Origin of the sequence: Prevotella pallens ATCC 700821 (assembly GCF_000220255.1) — a bacterium.
In the GTDB taxonomy this organism is placed as follows: domain Bacteria; phylum Bacteroidota; class Bacteroidia; order Bacteroidales; family Bacteroidaceae; genus Prevotella; species Prevotella pallens.
Map to the genome: position 1 here is coordinate 2,250,989 of NZ_GL982513.1, position 18,431 is coordinate 2,269,419.

The window sequence follows — 18,431 nt, forward strand, 5'->3', positions numbered from 1 at the left end:
AATTATTATTTTCCTCTTTTATTATTATAAAATTTCAAGGAATAATTGTTTTGTTGTTTGCGTTACACACGGAAGTTGATTTTTCTGAAGATTTACATCTTCAAAATCGTTAAAAGAAAGCAATGTAAGCCGTGTTTTTATTCAAAAATTCACAGTAGTTGTTCGTTACTAATATTGTAATTTTGTATATTTGCAAACAACAATTTAATTCACCACAGCAAAGAATTTAGTAATAATATTCAGATAAAGCATTCTTATGGAAGAATACATCTTTAAAAAGGAATACTTCGGCAGAAACTATACGTTTATGCAGGTGCGCATAGAACAAATACCAGACGCTACTTACATAAAGAAAAATGGAATAGACGGAGTTATTGTGATAACAGACACACCAAATGAAGTGGTAAGCAACATAAAGAATATTTCTACATTGCAAGAATTAAGAGGTTTAGACTTAAATTCATACACCTATAAAGACCTTAACGACTTGTTGTGTCTAAGAAAATTAGAATATTTAAGAATGGAAGGAAAATGCGAAAGTAATATCCCATTTTCTTCTTTATCTTTGCTTCAATGTGTATATCTGAATTATAATAAAAAGAATTGTGCTTCCATTTTTGAATGTAAACAGCTGGAAAATATCTTCATTGACAACTATTCTGAAACATCGTCAAAAGCTTTTTCTACCTTTAAGAATGCGAAAAGAATAGGTTTGATTAAGAGTAAAATAACTGAGTTTGAAGCAATACATAATTTGCATCAACTAGAACATATTGGAATAGGCTACAATTCTAAAATGGAATCAATTAGTTGGCTAAGGAATAATAACTCCTTAACATCACTCGGTTTTCAGAATTGTAAGAAGATAAAAGATTGGGAGGAAATTGGAAGTTTAGGAAAGATAGAGAGAATAATTTTAGAAAATTGTGGAGAGATACCATCTTTGAGTTTCCTACAAAATATTTCGAGTTTAAAAGAGCTTAGAATTATAGGTTCAACAAGTATTGGAGATGGAAAAATAAAAGAACTAATGCACCTTCCAAACCTAAAGCATATATTTGTACCAATAAAAAAAGAATACGATATTACCTTAGACGAACTAACTGCATATAACAATAATTAGGTGGAGTTTCAACTTTCAAAAAGTAAGATAGCGTTCTAAAATGTATGCAAGTTGGTTTTTGGGGATTGTATTTCTACTGTTATAGCGCAAAAAACATGATTTTACACTCTTTTTGGGGGAATATGCCACATTGTTGGATTGATAAGTGAGAGAAATTAAAAAAGCAAGCGTACAGAACTTAAATCTGATACGCTTGCTAAAATAAAAATATTATAACATATTGCTTTTGTAAATGCGCGAATATTCTATTTTAGAACCATCTTCTTAACAAAAGTTTTACCGCCATCTACACATTTTATAATGTATACACCGCTTGGAATAGCATGGTTAGGAACTTCTACACCATAAATATTGTAAATAAATACCTTTCCAGCGAAACCATTCACATTAAGCGTACCATTAGCAAATGTAAATTCAGGTACAAGAAGCGTGCTGTTTTCTGTAATAGATGTTGGTGTATATGGTTCAACTTTCGTTTCTGCTGCGTTTTCTATCTCGCCTTTGCTGTTGAGCAATAAAGCCACAAGATACAAATTATCGACATTTTGCACATTGCCAGGAACCTCAAGTCGAGCAGCATATTCTATAGTTTCGTCTGCTTTTACACTTCGAGGAATGCTTCCATCTACTCCATAATAGCTGTAATTCATACGTGCTACGTGGTCCATATCAATAGAAGCGTAGCCAGGAAGATTTTCAAAACCGCCCATTTGACCACGTGAACCACCTGAATAGTTGTTAGCTTGCTTGTAGCCTTTAATACCATTTTCAATCAGAACATACGAAATTTTATATTTCAAACCTTGTTCCTCAGCAAAAAATGTTGTAGAAGCTTTTGCATCGATAACCCTTTTTGTGTTATCAGTAAAGCTTGCTGTAACTTCTACTCCTACATGTGGAGGTATAGCAACAGCTTTATTGTGCATAACTTCTAATGTTCCAGCTTCTGGAGAAGTAGAATTTCTTAAGTTACGATTGACATAACAAGAAGGATAGCCATTGAATTTCAGGTAACTATACGTATTAGTTTCTAAGTTATCGCTCTTGTGAACGGCAATACCAATAAAGGTTTCTGGATATTTTTCTGCCATGTAGCGGAAAGCAACAATACCACGTGGACACCAACCACACCATGTTCCTGTACCTTCTTCCACAACAAAACGCTGTTTTGGAACAGAACCTTTAACCTTTACATTTGTATAATCGATATTATTTCCAGCGTATGCGTCAGCCTCATCATCAACACTTATAAGGTTGAATTTTACAGTATGAGCACCATCTTTATTAAATCCGGGATAGTTTATAGTGAATGTTTTCTCCACATTAGCTCCCATAACGGTTTTAAATTCAACTACTTTCTCTTCGACATTGTCTATAGTATAGCTCACTTTTAATTTATGAGCGACACGTGGACTTAAATTTATTACACCAAATTCGAATTTACAAGGTGTTCCTTTCTTAACAATTACATTTCTATCAGCATAAAGCCACAAGTCTTTAGGCATATCTTCACCAGATATTTGTGCCTGAATTGTTAGTGCAAGAGCCTCATAATTTTGGTCGGTAGCATAATTTTTCCAGCCATCACCTAAGTCTGCCCAACAAGCATTTGGTGAATACATTTCTGAACGTCCCATAGATTTGTTATCGCCATTGTAACTATAACCAATATAGAACGCATCTCCGTCTATGGTATAAGCAGAACTTAGTTTAACGTTGTTCCAACCATTAAAAAGATTGCCTGCTGTTTTTACAACAGAACTTTCACCATTAAGATTCTTTGTAATAAATACCTTTACATTTCGTGCCATTGCAGCCAAACCTATTCTAACAGTAGAAATAGTTTTCCCCTTATATAGTTTAGCAACATCTGCAGGAATATAAATTGCACCTTTAGCACTGGTCTTACTACCAAATTCGCCAGTTATCTTATTATTACAATATCCCCAATAGCAATTGCTTGAGAATGCTTGTGCTTCTATAGATACGAAACTAAGAAGCAACAAGAAAAGAAATACAGTTTTTTTCATATTATTTTAATTAATGGGTTATACAAATTTTTTGTGTAACAGTTGCTTTTCCATTTGTAGCCTTTAATATATAAAAACCATCTTTCAACAGATTTGCGTTCACACTTCGTCCAGAAATATCGTAAACATTAACCAATTGCCACCCTTTAGACATTAATATTTTCCCATTTACTACACTGAGAATATTATTGTTAGCGGTTGTTGGTTGTTCGTATATGCCTGTTGGATCCATACAAGGAGTTTGCGTTGTATTATAAATAGTGCGTCTTTCTACATTCATATCGTAGTTATTAACAAACGATACAACACGCATATTCTTTACATTCCATTCTGGTTTTATAGTTACCGAATAGTTTTTCTCAAAATCGTAGCCCGAAATATCGAGTGCATCTCCCCACGCATTTTTACTAAGAACAGCTCTTAACACTCCATTTTGTATGTAAGTGTCTTTGCCTTCTTGTTGTTTACTGGTTATATTGTCTTCTACTAACCACGTAGTTAGACGTAAATCAGTTTGTAATGGCATTTCGTTTGTTCCAGCATGTCCACTAACTTTTACATTCATTTGCGTACCATTTACTTTTGGTTCAGCCTTCAGTGTAACGAAAGAATATACATCTTTGGCTAAATCAATGAATTTAGTAACAGCTTCACCGTCTGAAATAAAGTAAGCAGGTCCTGGATCTTCCAGTCCACTAACAATAATTCGGTCTACTGCTATAGCAGGAACAAAAGTTTTAGATTTACCATATAACTGTTCGTATTCGGTTTCTTCAGGAATACGGAATTGATCTTTATGTTGCTTATAGTCGAGATGATGCTTTACACGAACAACATCTTCGCGCGAACCTAAAATTTCGTTATATACCTCGTCTGCCGTTGTGCATTCATTATATCCTTCAGAAGTAAATTCCTCAAAGAGTACAGAACGTTCTACAGGACTTGTTCCTTCTTTCATAGAAAAACCTTTTTGTTCTGCCGAATTATCTGTTACATCTGGATCGGTTGCTCCATTCACTTTTGTAATAGTAAAAGAAGCTGTAAAGTTTCCCTCTGCAGGAATAGAGATATTGTCTAACTTTATTTTCTGAGGTTCATTATTTGGAACATTGAAACCATCGAGTACAACCTCTTTACTCTGTAGACCTTTAGCCGAAACTGTTACTGTAAGAGAGTTGATGGGAGTTAATCCGTTATTCTGAATATAGGCAATATACGTTTTCGGCTTATTCTGTTCTACATATTCTCCCCCATCATCAGATGTTAATCTCATCAGCGATACATCGTTGTTGGGGACATTAGTACCTGAAACAATGGCGCGAATACAAATGTTTCTACCTATTCCGTTCGTATTGTTAAACCAATTCATATCGTAACCATACCAGTTTTTACCAGGTACAGCATAGCGACTATCATCGAATAACAAGCAATCGTAGTCCTCTCCATCGTTCAAATAAAGAATATAGCCAATGTAAAGATTCATATCCTTCTTGATGGTTACCGGATTTTTAAAGCTCATTTTGTTCCAGCCGTCTTTGTAATTTGCTGTAGCTCCTTGTGCTAATGTGGTTCCACGCATATCCTTCAGATCGGTACAAATAAAGTATTCCGCCATGTGTCCTCGTTTAGGACTAATAGCAAATTCTATTGATTCTATTTTATCGCCAACATATTTATTTAATACGTCTGCTGAAAGATATGTAGCAGCATGATAAGTGTGTGAACCTGTTATTTGTGCAATAAGTCCTCGACTAACATCTGTAGTACAATAACCAATGCGCATTTTTTCTTTAGATTCTGATGCTGTTCTACTCTGGTTTGAAGATTTAAGAGCCCTCAATTTAAAGGTTCCTTCGTTTGCTGTTTGAGCAAACAAGCCTCCCCCCGTAAAGGGAAGGCTTGCCAAAAATGACAGAAATATATATTTTCTGATAGCGTTCATTGTTATTTTACATTAAGTTTCACACTTGTAGCAACACCATTTGTATCGATAGTACGAACGATATAAAGTCCAGTAGGCAGATTTACTTTGGTGCGTCCATTGGCAATTGCATTAATAGTCTTAACCAATTTACCATCTACAGAATAGAAATTAGCTACCTTGATTGTTTTATCGAAGGTTATAATATCTGTATTTGTGTTGTAGAAGAATGTTCCACTTGCTACATTTGCATTGCTGATATTATTTGCTACATCGAAACCAAGATATAATACAGGAGCTGAATTGTAAGCATGCGATTTTGTCTTATCGAATGGAGAAGCTTCTGCGTACTCTAACATTCTGTAAACATTAGAAGCGTTAGAATTAAACACTTTATACACTGCACAGAACATAAGGTTAGATGGAACTGCACCTTCTTTCTCGAATACAACAATCAAATTCTTAGTCTTATCGTACTTAAATGGAGTGTTTAGGTCGAATGCTAATATATTGTTACGTCCTGGTTCGAGTGTAAATGTACCATCGTAAACGAGTGTTAATTCATCGTTTGATAACCATTGAGAGCTAGAAGTGTAAGATTCTTTATCTGTGTGAGCAAGATATATCTTAGCATTGAAAGGATCTGTTCTATCTGTCAGGTTATCGTTAGCATTGTAAATGTAACCTAAGCGTTTGATATTTCCATCTTTGTCTGCCTTTATTTCTGATGCAAGATAAATAGATTGAGTTCTTTCGTAAGTATCGCTGTTCATAGAAGGACCGTGTGTATCTTCTGATTCGTCCTTTCCACTAGTAACAATATTAGTCCATGGTGTAGTTCCTTCTGGATTTACTTTTATGCGAGTAACAGCAGTTTTATCGTTGCTATGTTCTTGGTCGCCTTCAAGTTCAACTACTGCATAGAAATCGAACATACCATCTTTAGTAGGATTAAATGTTACAGGAATTTCAGCAATCTTACCAGCTTCTAATGTTGGAACGTTTTTAGTTTCGCCAACAAGAGTTTCTCTACCTTCATCATCGCAGAAAATTTTAATACTATACTTACTTTGAGTTTTAGAACCAACGTTTCTAACCTTTACAGTACACTTGTTGTCATAGCCAACAACAGCTTCTTGAATACCATTTATAGTGAATGCCTTTAAGTCGTTATCAGCAACATAGTCTACATTAAGACCGAATAATCTGAAGTTGTTATACTGACTGTGAGTAGCAACAGACATTCCAAAATAATATGTTCCATCGGTTGGAGCTGTAAACATATCTTCTAAAACTTCGCGAGTATACATATTCTTATAAGAATAATCTTTTTCTTCGCGAATTACTGTAGCATCTTTTGTATCTTCTCCGTTTGTTCCCATTGTTAGTTTCAGGTCGAAAGGAGTCTCCTTTTGATGTGCATAGAAGTCTGTAGTAATACGATATGTCTTTCCACCTTCGAGTTTAAGAGGAGGTGAAGTAACAAAACCTTCTGCTTCTTTATAGTTGCTATATCCGATTAAGCATTTAGAATCTTCATCGTATCCTCCACAATAATAGAAGTATATAGATTGAGTAGCTGGACAGTTCCAACGGTTAGCATCGTCTTGAGTTGCGAAATTAAGTTTGATAGGAGTTTTTAATGCACTACCAGCCATAATTCCTTCAGATTCTGCGACCTCACCTTCACCAGCATTACTCTTAGCCATAATCTTGTAAGAGTACTTTTGTTGTTCGCCTAAAGTATTATCTTCATATTTGGTTCCTGTCAAATCTTTTGCCACAACAACATTATCAGGCATACGTGTTATGGTGTAAGTAAGCTCTGATTCATTAATAAAACCATTATTTAAGCCTTTAGTAGGAGCTTCCCAAGATAGTTCTATGCCTGTACCTTTCTTCTTTATTTGAATATTTTGCACTGCACCAGGAACGTCTACGCCCATATAGCAACGTATGCTATCGGGTACACCTTTTTCGCCAGCAACACGAGAAGCTACAACATAATATGTATTGACACCTTTGTATGGATTTGCATCAACGTATTGCATTGGTTGTCCCATTTTGTTTGTAGCATCAATTGTTGCAATAAGATCTGCATTAGCAGTAGAAAGTAAGGTTTCTGTAGATGTTAGTTCTGTAGTTGCTACATTTGGTTTTTTGCGATAAACCAAAACTTCTTTAAGGTCTGAAAGGTCTGTTCCATTCCATGCTTTGGTTGGATTTTCCCATTTAATAGTATCATTCATTGCCCCATTAACATCAGCACGCGCATCAAGTTTTGATACTTGTGCAGGAGCTGTGCGGCTATCAGCTTCCATATATGGAATAGTAAGACCAACAAAAGAGTTGCCAATGTTGAACCATGACTTACCTTCGTACACACCTGTGGCTAAGTTAATAGTATAAAGGGTTGTTGCTCCATAATCGCCTACAGGAATCCACCAAAGATTTCCTGTTGTAAAGTCGAAGCTCATAGTACCAAAATATTTCTGGATAAAGGTTTCGCCCCATTGACTTTTACATTCAGTTACACTAACCTCGTTGAAATCGGAGTTGAATTTAACAAGTTCTGTTCCTACTACAGATTGGTCTTGTTCGCTCTTTGCTTTTGGACGAAGCATATAACAGTTACCATCATAATCGAAACTGAAATTATAGTAAACTCTATTAAAGTCTTGAACTTTAGAGAATTCACCTGTATTTTTATCGATTGTGTAAAGCACAGAGTAGGCATTCACTATTTTCTCTTCACCATCTATTATTTGTGTTTCATAGTCTTTACCAAGTCCGTAGATTTCTTTGGTCTTTGGATCATAACTCAATGCGTACACATCATAGCCAATATACCATCTGTTCTTTTCAGTATCGTTAAATTTGTAGATGGTAGTTGTATCGCCTGTAGCAACATTTAGCTTAGCAAAATACAATGGATGTACGCCATAAGTATAGGTTTGGGCAATAATTGCGTAGCAATCTTTTCCATCGAATGCTGAACAATATAGACCGTATGCCTGATGTTGGTCATCTTCTGGTGTAAAATTCTTTAGCGTTGTATAGTCAGAAGCCTTGCCAGTGCGGAACTTTATCCAGCCTCGTTTCTTGTCCTGACTTACTAATTGTCCCGCATACATAGTAATTCCCTTGGCTTTATCATCAATAGCTTGTGGAGTACGATGAGGCGGAGCCATCATTAGTGGTGCCGAAGATTTTTCTCCGAGCTTAGGGAAACTGTTTGTGGTAGTTTGTCCGAAAGCAGGAATAGCAGCCAAACTAGCGAACAAAAAACCAGTTAAATAAGAAAGATGTTTCATGTTTAAAATGATTTAATGTGAAAATGGAATATTGTTTAATTATAATAAATTTATTGTTTAAGTATCTTCATTGTGCGTATCACTCCTCCTTTCTTTACCTTTAATAGATAAATGCCAGATGGTATTGTTACTAAGTTAATTTTATTCGTATTTTGTACCTTAGTAATTGTTGTTCCAGATATATTTATAATCTCTAACAAATCGCATACAGTAGATGTGTTTATTACATTATTATGTCGAGTAATCTTAACCAAATCATTGTCCACAGAGAATATTCCTGCAGGATTTTTCTCTGTATATTCGAGCATTAAGAATGGAATATATTCCGAAATAAGAATATCTTCTTCGTTAATATCTTCCGTTTTACCATCAAATCGTGCCGAATGTGCATCACCTTTAGGCATATCAAAGAGCCATTCAGGGTGCTGAGCTTCTTCTATAGGGTTATCTCCGGAGAATGCCTCAAACTTGAAAAGAATGTTTCCATCGGTATACTTAAATGGCTTATCGAATACTATTTTGAGTTCTTTATTGTCGCCAACACCTTCGATAGTAATGTTTCCGTCATATACAGTTGTCCAATCTGTTTGTTCAAAATGTCCAAGATATCCAGAGTCCTCTGCTTTTGTATTGGTACGATTTGTTGCCTTCATAGAAATTTTAGCAGGGAAAGAGTACGCCAATTCGTTTTTGCCATTGTATTTTAGTTGCAGAGCCACAATATCAATATTCTTCTTTCTGATTTCGTTTTCCAAATATAAGCATTGTGATTGAGCATACGGCGAGATTAAATAGAATGGCATTACCCAGCCATAATTATCAATTGCATTCAACGTTATCCATTTTTCTGCATCAGCATCGGCTACTTTCACCTTTAAAGGAGTGTCCAAAATATTATCGGCAGGATAAGTATCGCCAACAAGAACTATGCGTGCAGAAACATTAATTTCGCCTTTTGTTTTTGGAACCCACATTACGGTAACAGTTTTAACTGTATCTGGAGCAATAGCTATACCATCAGCAGTTCCTAAAACTTCTTTGCTATTAGCATCGAATAGTTCTATCTTGTAGTTACTTACTATTGATGAACCTTCGTTTCCAACTGTTACAATGAAAGGTTGTTCTACATTGCAGTTAGCAGTAACCGAACCATTTAGCTTCTTTATACTTAAGTCGGTTTCACTATATTCACGCAACGATATGTCTTTAAGGTATATTTGTCCCTTTAAAGCGTCCGAACATGCATAGAAAGCTATATGTCCATAAGTTTCATTAGGGGTAAATATCTCCTTACCATAATAGAAGTGTTCCGATGCTGTGTGGAATTCTCCGAGATCCTTTATTAGCGTTGTTAGTTTCTCTGGAGTAGCTTGTGTACCATAGAATACTTTCATTTTCTCCATCACAGGCTTGTGTGTTGAAGGGTCTATCCAGTTAGCTGACGAGTAAGTATAACGTAACTGATATTTCTTTCCTTTCGAGAATTTCAAAGGTGGAGATACCAACCAATCGTCAGCAGCCTTTTCACTGCGATCGTAGAATGTACGCGAAGTACCATCATGAAAACTCCACGACATACCATCATGGTTGTTGTCTATTACTGTCCAACGTCTAAATTCATCTTTTGTCAATAGATTTGAGATAAATGGAATGGGTTCCATTGAGCCGAAAGCTACAATATTAGAAGTTGCAGAGAGTCCTTTTCCGTTTTTGTTGTATGCTGTAACAATGTAGCTATATCCAGCATGGCTCTTTACATTATCTTTTATAGAACATGCTGTTACCTTTGTAGCAATTGTTACACTGTCTGGCAAGCGCATAACATCGTAGGTTAAGGTAGATTTATCGAAATATCCATTGTGTGCACCAGTTGTTGGTTCGTTCCAAGTTATTGTTCCTTCGCTACCATTAGTAACAAGTTTTACGTTTAAAGGAGCTCCAGGAACATCTTCACCCACAAATATTGAAGTTTCCTTATATATGCCATCACCATCGTTGTTATATGGAACCACCTTATATATATATAGTCCGTCTGCAATATTTTCGTCTTTCCAAGTTACGTTCTCATTCTTGTTAGAAACGTTTAATGTTTTAACAAGTTCGTTATTGCGGTAGATTTTTATTCCTGAAATAGTTGTTAATGTCTTATTCCGATAATTGTTTGAAGGTGTTATCCACGACAGTGTCGCATTGTTGGCTCCATTCTCACCTGCTTTCGCAGTAAGATTTCTCACATACGATGGTGCACCATCTGGTACATATTGATATGGAATACCCATAGAGAGTAATTGTAAATCGCCTTCTATTAGTTTCTGACTAATAGAAAGTCCTGTTTCAGGATCCAATTCTACCAGATAAGCCTTACCATCGGCTGCTTGTGCAAGCCACCATAAGCGATGTGTTGTTTTATCGAACTCCATCGACTGACTGTAATTGCCTATATTTATTCCTATTCCCGTGGCTGGACTTACGGTTGTTATAGTACACGTTTGTTTTCCAGAGTTTATAGAAGATTCATCTATTTTTATCAAGAACGACTTTTTTATATCTCTGTCGGTTGTTACTGCATAAAGGAAACCATTGTCTGCTGAGAGTGTAAAGAAAGGCTTTTTAACGCTTGCAATCTTTGTCAGAGCATAGGTTGTACTGTTTATTTCGTAGAGATCGGTTGTAAATTTGTCTACATCATAGTGCATTCCGAATATCCTTCCGGTCTTCGGATCGTAGGTCATTTCTTCTAATATGAGGATTGGTGCTGTTTTAGAAAAGGTTGTTTTGCTTTCGCGTTCTCCCGTAATAGGGTCTACTATACTTATTCCATGTGGCATAAGCACGTTAGCATACAGTGTGGTTTCGTAGGCAACATACTTATTGCCAACAAATGTACCAGCAGTAAATACGGGTGTTGTTCCTAAAACATTACCATAGTCTTTTGTTAAAGTATAGTTGCTAGGATTGTCTGACCTGAAAGATGTTAAGCCGTTTGTGCGATACTTCATATCGTAGCGCAGATATCCCATAATATCTGCCTCGCCATCAGGTACATCGTAGATAGGAATTTTGTCTCCTTGAGGGCTTATTTTATTAGGTTGTGAGCTTACAAGGTTGTTTATTCCAAATAGTAATGATAATACAAAAAATAACTTTTTTCTCATATATGATTTTGTCTTTAGAAAAGTTTGGGTTCATAGCGCCTCGATAAAGGTATTGCTTTTTAATAAACCATAGGATATGTCATTGAAGAAAAGATTACAATTTTATCATAAAATAACAGAAATACACTTTATCCTAATCTACGTATACAATATTTAACGATACGAGAGTTACCATTATATTCATTATTCCCACACCTCATTAAATCCAATTTGCCCTATCTTGTTGTGTTAATTCTGAACTGTTATTAGAGCTTTACACCATATTTATATAGTTCCATCTAAGGCCAACATTTCTAAGCAGGAGTAGATATTTATACTAATAGAGACTGTTCTTTACGCTTTCTATATTAACCCCAAATCGGCAATTAAACCGCAATATGTGTAGTTCTTATCGCTATGGTATTGTTCCCTAATATTTTTTATTTTCTTATCGGCATCTTGTTTGTTTGTGTAACTTGACGCAGCCCACTACACTTGTGTTGCAAAGACAAACTATCTGCTCGATAATAAAACTAAACCTGCTTAGGCTTTAATAACTGATTTGGGTTAAATTCTAAGTTTCTATCTGTAATGCTTGGAAGCTATAAGCATATAATACTGCATTATGCTATGACTTAAAGTAGAAAATTCTCTTTAATCAAAACGACTCTTTATCTCTTCATAGCTCTTACTTTTTACATTTATTCTTTTTCCAAAGTTATACGACAGGGCAAAATTAAAGGTAAGTGGACGATAATTGTTTCTGAAACTCATATACATACCATCATTAGAACGAGTGTATCCGCTTATCTTACTTGACAAAATGTTGTTTACAGCAAATCGCAATTGAAGATGATTCTTCAGGCACGAATAATTAATTCCACAACTCATATTGAAGCTACCATCAATTCTACCATTTATTGTTCTCTCACTACCATTATATGAAGCTTGCATAAAGCCCGTAAAATTCTGCTGCTTGTTAAAGATAAATCTCAAATTTGTAAAATAGAATTGTCCAAAGCCCTTTTGACTTCCAATTAGAAAAACTTGGTTCGAAGTGGTTTTAGATAGTTCATAAGAAGCTATTGCTGTTATTTTCAACCATTTCAACTTATAGTAATACAAAGATGTTTCAAAGGAAAACGCTTTCTCTTCCATTGCATTATTCCATTGTGTTGTTGATACATTTGAGATTGTATCCATCGTTATTGTTTGGTCGAATATATTTGATAACCTTGCATAAGTTAGCTCTGAATTTAATTCTCCACCATTAAATTCTATATTGCTGCGAAGTCGAATATTCCACCATGTTGATGCTCGTAATTCTGGATTACCTACAGCAATACCGTAACGGCTCACATAGTATTTAAAAGGATTAAGATTTCTGATACCTGGACGGTCTATTGAAATATTCTGTGCTGTCGTCGCACATCTTGAATCTGATTTCGTTCATTCTTCATAGCCATATACTTTTTATATATTTGTGTAACACATATTTAAATTAGCTTTATACTTGTTGAATATTCCGCAACTATAACACACATTATGAGCGGAGTAATCTTTTTATTCCATCAATCTCTTCTTACCTATTCCCCATTTGAATTCAGAACGAGATTGGTTACTTGAAATAGTGCTTAGATTGTTTCTTCCCATAATAGATTTATTTAAGCTAAACTGTCTTTATTTATGATATAACATTAAGGCGTACATTAAGACGTTGCTTTCTGTATACTTTTGTAAAGGTATTTCTTTTAATAAGTAAAAGAAAAAGAATGATAATATTTAACTATATTTAATCAATATCCCATCGGATAATATCCATACTTCAATTCCGATTTAAGTTGCAAGCTGTATGAGTGGGGCTACTATGTACAGCAACAATCGCCTGACTTTTCTTATTAAACACGAAGGCTAATTGAATACTCTGTTCAGTTGTGCTATCCATTCTATCACTATTTATGGGTTTGTAATTGCTTTATTAAATCAAACAGAATATATAAGGTATTGGTTACTTTTGTTTCAGATATCTATCACGGTCGTTTTAGATATCTATCAGTTACGTCACAGATATCTATCACGGTCGTTTTAGATATCTATCAGTTTCAATTTAGACATCATAACAAACAACCGCATTTATGGCGCTATATTGTATAACACTAAAGAAGCTTATTCTAATAAGGAGTATGAAGTTTTTTATTTCGAAATATTCTGATTTAAATAATACATAAACACTTTAACAGCACCCTTATATCTTTAAATTTAAAGTATATTGGAGTAAATTTAAGTACAATAATCTTCTCGGCTATCAACCAACAAAAATGGGCTTGTTTTGTAATGCAAAACAAGCCCACTTGAAAACTAAAAGTCTCTTTCTTATCTTTCAACAATGCTATGAAAGCATAGATATAGAGTATCCCTATATTTACTTATCTGTTTTTTGTTTAAACCGTTCAGACTGGCTACGTATCAATTCAGCATCGTCAAAATAGTTTATTTGCATTGCTTCTTTCACTTCAGAAAGTGTCTGAGCTGCTGTTTGACGAGCGCTTTCAGAACCTTTCTTCAATATATTATATATCTCTGGAATATCTTGTTCAAACTCATGGCGACGTTTTCTAATTGGTTCTAACATCTTGTTCAACACGTTGTTGAGTAGTTTCTTACATTTCATATCGCCTATTCCACCTGCTGTATAAGCAGCTTTCAATTCATCGAGCGTTTTAAATTCTGGCCAAAACTCAGCAAAATCGTCATCGGTAGAGAAAGCATCAAGATATGTAAATACTGCGTTTCCTTCTATATGACCAGGGTCTGAAACATTTAAGTGTGTTGGATCGGTGTACATTCCCTTTACTTTCTTCCATACAGTATCGGCATCATCGGAAAGAAAAATGCAATTGCCAAGGCTCTTACTCATCTTTTCCTTACCATCGGTTCCAGGCAAACGGCGCGCAGTAGCATTCTCTGGAAGCATAATATTTGGTTCCACCAGTACAGGAGCATAAACCTGATTGAAACGACGAACTATCTCGCGTGCTACTTCCAACATAGGTTCTTGATCTTCGCCAGCGGGAACAGTTGTAGCTTTAAAAGTTGCAATATCGGCTGCTTGCGATACCGGATAACTAAAGAATCCCATTGGAATATTTGCTTCAAAGTTACGCATTTTTATCTCCGTCTTCACTGTTGGATTGCGCTGAACACGGCTAACACTTATTAAATTCATGAAGAAAGTAGTTAGTTCCGATATTTCTGGTATCTGACTCTGTATGAACAGTGTACATTTTTCGGGGTCGAGACCAACTGAAAGGTAGTCTAATGCAACCTCTATAATGTTTTGACGAATTTTCTCTGGATTATCTGCATTATCTGTTAGCGCCTGCACATCAGCCATAAAGACAAACATTTTTTCGAAGTCGCCAGCATTTTGGAGTTCTACACGGCGGCGTAGTGAACCCACATAGTGTCCCAAATGTAGTTTGCCAGTAGGACGATCGCCTGTTAATATAATTTTCTTCATCTTCTTATTCTCTTTTTGTAAGTGTACGTTGTAACTTGCTCTTGTACCTTATTATAATACTACTCGTAGGATAATTTACCGTTCTACATTAGTTGTATCATTTTCTTGTTTATGTCGTTTCTTGTAATGAATTACAGTGTCGCGCACTTCCTCTTCTTCCCTCTCAACAGGACGAGCTACTGTATCAACCGAAGGTTCTACCACAGGTTCTGTATTTGTTTCGTATGGAATAGTGTCCATTGCTGTAGGCTGTTGTTCTGGTGTTACAGGAGCCGGACGTAACCAAATATAGTAAGCACCCACCCCAAGTGTTATAACTAGCAATCCTATAATAAGGCCTATCAGCACATTTTTCCTATTATCGTTTAGCTTTTCACCTTCTATAGGCTGTTGGATATCGTTACTGATTTGCTCAAGAGTTTCATTGTTAATGCTATCTACACCTGAAACAAGAGGTAATGTTATCTCCATTTTACCATGACAGTGTGGACATTGGCACTCTATAACCTGTCCTTCGCCTGCCTCTACAATAAACTGTGTACCGCAATTATCGCATGTTATCTGATATTTCATAACTTAATATCTGAAAATACTTTATTTGTTGCACCCGATAGTTGTTTTACAAAGCTACCAGCAGCATTACCACTGTTTTGCAAGAAAGCTTTATCAGAACAGAACCTATCCATTATAAGTGCAAACTTTTCGTAGTTATCAATTTCGAAGCCTCCTCCAGAAGCAAGTAATCCTTGTGCTTCAGCAAAGCGTTTGTTGTTCGGGCCAAAGACAACAGGTATGCCCCAAACTGCTGCTTCTAACACATTATGAATACCAGCGCCAAAGCCTCCACCTACGTATGCTACATCGCCATAATGATAAATTGATGATAACAGACCAAAACAGTTTATAACAAGCACATCGGCATCTGCCACGTTCGTTTCGGTAGCCTCAGTATAGAGTACTACTTTCTTTCCTTTTAGCAACTGTAAAATCTGTCGAAGATGAGTGTCGGCTATAATATGGGGAGCTATAATGAGTTTCCAATCATTATGTTCGTTGAAATATTTTATAAAAATCTCTTCATCTGGTAACCATGAAGAACCAGCAACAAACACACGATGTAAAGAATTGGTAACTCCATTAGCAAGTTTTACATCTTGATTACCTATAAACTTATCTACCAAAGGTAACTTCTTACTGTTATCTTTTATCTGTAATACCCGGTCGAAACGTGTATCGCCCACAACCGTAACGTTATTTATACCAATTTTCGCCAAAAGACTTTTACTTAAATCGTTCTGTACGAAGAAATGAGAGAAGCATTTTAGCACAGCAGCATACTGTCTGCCATACGGTCGGAAGAAAATTTGATTGGGTCTGAATATACTTGAGACACTATAGACAGGTATATTACGGTGGCGTAGAATATGCAAATAATTATACCAGAACTCGTATTTTATAAAGAAAGCCATAACTGGACGCACAATACGCAAAAACCTTTGTGCGTTTGCAACAGTATCAATAGGCAGATAAGTAACGATATCTGCCTGTTCATAGTTTTTTCTTACTTCGTATCCAGAGGGAGAGAAGAATGTTAAAAGAATTTTATAATTGGGATATTCTTTCTTTATTTTCTCTATAAGTGGCCGTCCCTGTTCAAATTCGCCTAAAGAAGCAGCATGAAACCAAATGTATTTCGCATTTGGCTCCACTTGTTTTTGGAGTACGCCAAAGGCTGCACGCTCGCCTATCCACATTTTCTTCACTTTCTCGTTAAAGTGGCTATAGATGGCAATGCCAGCCTGGTAAATATACATTATAATATTGTATAGCATAGCTATCCTTATTTACGAATTAGCGTACATAACATTTTAACCTAACACTTCGATGGCTTTATGCAAACGATGCAAGGTTTCTTCTTTTCCAAGAAAGGCAGAGATGTCGAACATTCCTGGTCCTTTTCCAATACCAACAAGAGCTAAGCGGAATGCATTCATTACATCACCAAGCTTATACTCTTTATCTTCTACCCACTTCATTACGATAGTTTCCTGATTCTCTACACTGAAATCGCTTATATCAGCCAGAATTTGAGAAAGCTCTGTCATTTGTTTCGCAGAATATTCCTTCCAGCGTTTCTTTACAGTTTTGGCATCGTATTGAGTTGGAGGTATAAAAAAGAAAGAACAAAGCTCCCAAAGCTCGTGCACAAAATTTACACGGTCTTTCATTAAATGGACCACCTCTGTAACTTGTGTCATTGTTGCATCTACACCATTGTTGGCAACAATTGGAGCAAAAAGATCGGCAATCTCTTCATCACTCTTATGTAAAATATACTCATGGTTGAACCAAATACCTTTTTGATAGTCGAATTTAGCTCCACTTTTAGAACATTTCGTGATATCAAATGCCTGTACTAGTTCATCGAGCGTAAAGAGTTCTTGCTCTGTTCCTGGATTCCAACCTAATAGTGCAAGGAAGTTAACTACAGCTTCAGGGAAGTATCCACTTTCTCTATAGCCCGAACTAATCTCTCCAGTCTTGGGATCTTGCCATTCTAAAGGAAATACAGGAAATCCTAAGCGGTCTCCATCGCGTTTACTCAGCTTACCTTTTCCTTCTGGCTTCAGTAATAATGGAAGATGTGCAAAGCGTGGCATAGAATCTTCCCAACCGAAAGCACGGTACAACAGTACATGTAAAGGGGCACTTGGCAACCATTCTTCGCCACGAATAACGTGGCTTATTTCCATTAAATGGTCGTCTACGATATTGGCTAGATGATAGGTTGGTAATTCGTCTGCACTCTTATACAATACTTTGTCATCAAGTATATCAGTCTTGATACACACATCGCCACGAATCATATCGTCGACGTGAACATCTGTTCCTGGTTCTATTTTGAAACGAACAACATACTGTTCACCATCGTCTATCATTCTTTTAACTTCATCTTCAGTAAGTGTGAGCGAGTTGCGCATCTGCATACGAGTACGGGCATCGTATTGGAAATTTGCAATTTCGTTTCGTTTGGCTTCCAACTCTTCTGGAGTGTCGAATGCTATATATGCTTTACCCTTATCTAACAGCTGATTTACATAAGTTTTATATATATCACGCCTTTCACTTTGACGATAAGGTCCATAATGTCCGCCAAAGGTTACACCTTCATCAAACTTAATTCCTAGCCAATGAAAGGCTTCTACAATATATTCTTCTGCTCCAGGAACAAAACGATTAGAGTCGGTATCTTCTATTCTAAATACGAAATCGCCATTATGTTGGCGCGCAAAGAGATAGTTATATAAAGCCGTACGTACGCCACCAATATGCAATGGTCCCGTAGGACTAGGTGCAAAGCGTACTCTTACTTTTCTTTCTGCCATTGT

At 36.0% G+C, this 18,431-nt stretch carries 10 protein-coding genes; 1 reads left to right on the forward strand and 9 read right to left on the reverse strand.

Annotated elements, in window-relative coordinates:
• Positions 1–256: 256 nt before the first annotated feature.
• Entirely contained in the window at positions 257–1,123 is an 867-nt protein-coding gene (locus tag HMPREF9144_RS08935) for a leucine-rich repeat domain-containing protein (protein ID WP_006045645.1), read from the forward strand.
• Between the two features lie 245 nt (positions 1,124–1,368).
• Here HMPREF9144_RS08935 and HMPREF9144_RS08940 read toward each other — a convergent pair whose 3' ends face one another.
• The 9 genes from HMPREF9144_RS08940 to gltX all read right to left on the reverse strand — a co-directional run bounded on the left by HMPREF9144_RS08940 (position 1,369) and on the right by gltX (position 18,428).
• Positions 1,369–3,153, reverse strand: coding sequence for an Omp28-related outer membrane protein (locus HMPREF9144_RS08940; RefSeq protein WP_006045646.1), 1,785 nt, complete (start codon positions 3,151–3,153; stop codon positions 1,369–1,371).
• A 10-nt stretch (positions 3,154–3,163) separates the two neighbouring features.
• Entirely contained in the window at positions 3,164–5,095 is a 1,932-nt protein-coding gene (locus HMPREF9144_RS08945) for an Omp28-related outer membrane protein (protein ID WP_006045647.1), read from the reverse strand.
• Positions 5,096–5,097: 2 nt separating this feature from the next.
• The gene (locus HMPREF9144_RS08950; protein WP_006045648.1) at positions 5,098–8,388 is read right to left on the reverse strand and encodes a CARDB domain-containing protein; all 3,291 of its coding nucleotides are present in this window, start codon (positions 8,386–8,388) and stop codon (positions 5,098–5,100) included.
• A gap of 50 nt (positions 8,389–8,438) precedes the next feature.
• On the reverse strand, positions 8,439–11,543 hold the full coding sequence (locus tag HMPREF9144_RS08955) for a T9SS type A sorting domain-containing protein (protein ID WP_006045649.1): 3,105 nt from the start codon (positions 11,541–11,543) through the stop codon (positions 8,439–8,441).
• 633 nt (positions 11,544–12,176) lie between these two features.
• Entirely contained in the window at positions 12,177–12,932 is a 756-nt protein-coding gene (locus tag HMPREF9144_RS08960; RefSeq protein ID WP_083818119.1) for an outer membrane beta-barrel protein, read from the reverse strand.
• Positions 12,933–13,944: 1,012 nt separating this feature from the next.
• Positions 13,945–15,042, reverse strand: coding sequence for a tryptophan--tRNA ligase (trpS, locus tag HMPREF9144_RS08965; protein ID WP_006045652.1), 1,098 nt, complete (start codon positions 15,040–15,042; stop codon positions 13,945–13,947).
• A gap of 75 nt (positions 15,043–15,117) precedes the next feature.
• Positions 15,118–15,615, reverse strand: coding sequence for a molecular chaperone DnaJ (locus tag HMPREF9144_RS08970; RefSeq protein WP_006045653.1), 498 nt, complete (start codon positions 15,613–15,615; stop codon positions 15,118–15,120).
• Positions 15,612–16,874 carry a 3-deoxy-D-manno-octulosonic acid transferase gene (locus tag HMPREF9144_RS08975; RefSeq protein ID WP_006045654.1) on the reverse strand — a complete coding sequence of 421 codons (1,263 nt, stop codon included), beginning with the start codon at positions 16,872–16,874 and terminating at the stop codon, positions 15,612–15,614. The genes HMPREF9144_RS08970 and HMPREF9144_RS08975 overlap by 4 nt, the downstream gene beginning before the upstream one ends.
• Positions 16,875–16,910: 36 nt before the next feature.
• Positions 16,911–18,428, reverse strand: a complete 1,518-nt coding sequence (gene gltX / locus HMPREF9144_RS08980) for a glutamate--tRNA ligase (protein WP_040595437.1) — start codon at positions 18,426–18,428, stop codon at positions 16,911–16,913.
• Positions 18,429–18,431 lie beyond the last annotated feature (3 nt).

What these genes read in the sequence shown, in the direction of transcription:
- HMPREF9144_RS08940 (WP_006045646.1), bottom strand. Translation starts at nt 3,153, where the DNA reads ATGAAAAAAACTGTATTTCTTTTCTTGTTGCTTCTTAGTTTCGTATCT.
- HMPREF9144_RS08970 (WP_006045653.1), bottom strand. Translation starts at nt 15,615, where the DNA reads ATGAAATATCAGATAACATGCGATAATTGCGGTACACAGTTTATTGTA.
- HMPREF9144_RS08935 (WP_006045645.1), top strand. Translation starts at nt 257, where the DNA reads ATGGAAGAATACATCTTTAAAAAGGAATACTTCGGCAGAAACTATACG.
- HMPREF9144_RS08975 (WP_006045654.1), bottom strand. Translation starts at nt 16,874, where the DNA reads ATGCTATACAATATTATAATGTATATTTACCAGGCTGGCATTGCCATC.
- gltX (WP_040595437.1), bottom strand. Translation starts at nt 18,428, where the DNA reads ATGGCAGAAAGAAAAGTAAGAGTACGCTTTGCACCTAGTCCTACGGGA.
- HMPREF9144_RS08950 (WP_006045648.1), bottom strand. Translation starts at nt 8,388, where the DNA reads ATGAAACATCTTTCTTATTTAACTGGTTTTTTGTTCGCTAGTTTGGCT.
- trpS (WP_006045652.1), bottom strand. Translation starts at nt 15,042, where the DNA reads ATGAAGAAAATTATATTAACAGGCGATCGTCCTACTGGCAAACTACAT.
- HMPREF9144_RS08955 (WP_006045649.1), bottom strand. Translation starts at nt 11,543, where the DNA reads ATGAGAAAAAAGTTATTTTTTGTATTATCATTACTATTTGGAATAAAC.
- HMPREF9144_RS08945 (WP_006045647.1), bottom strand. Translation starts at nt 5,095, where the DNA reads ATGAACGCTATCAGAAAATATATATTTCTGTCATTTTTGGCAAGCCTT.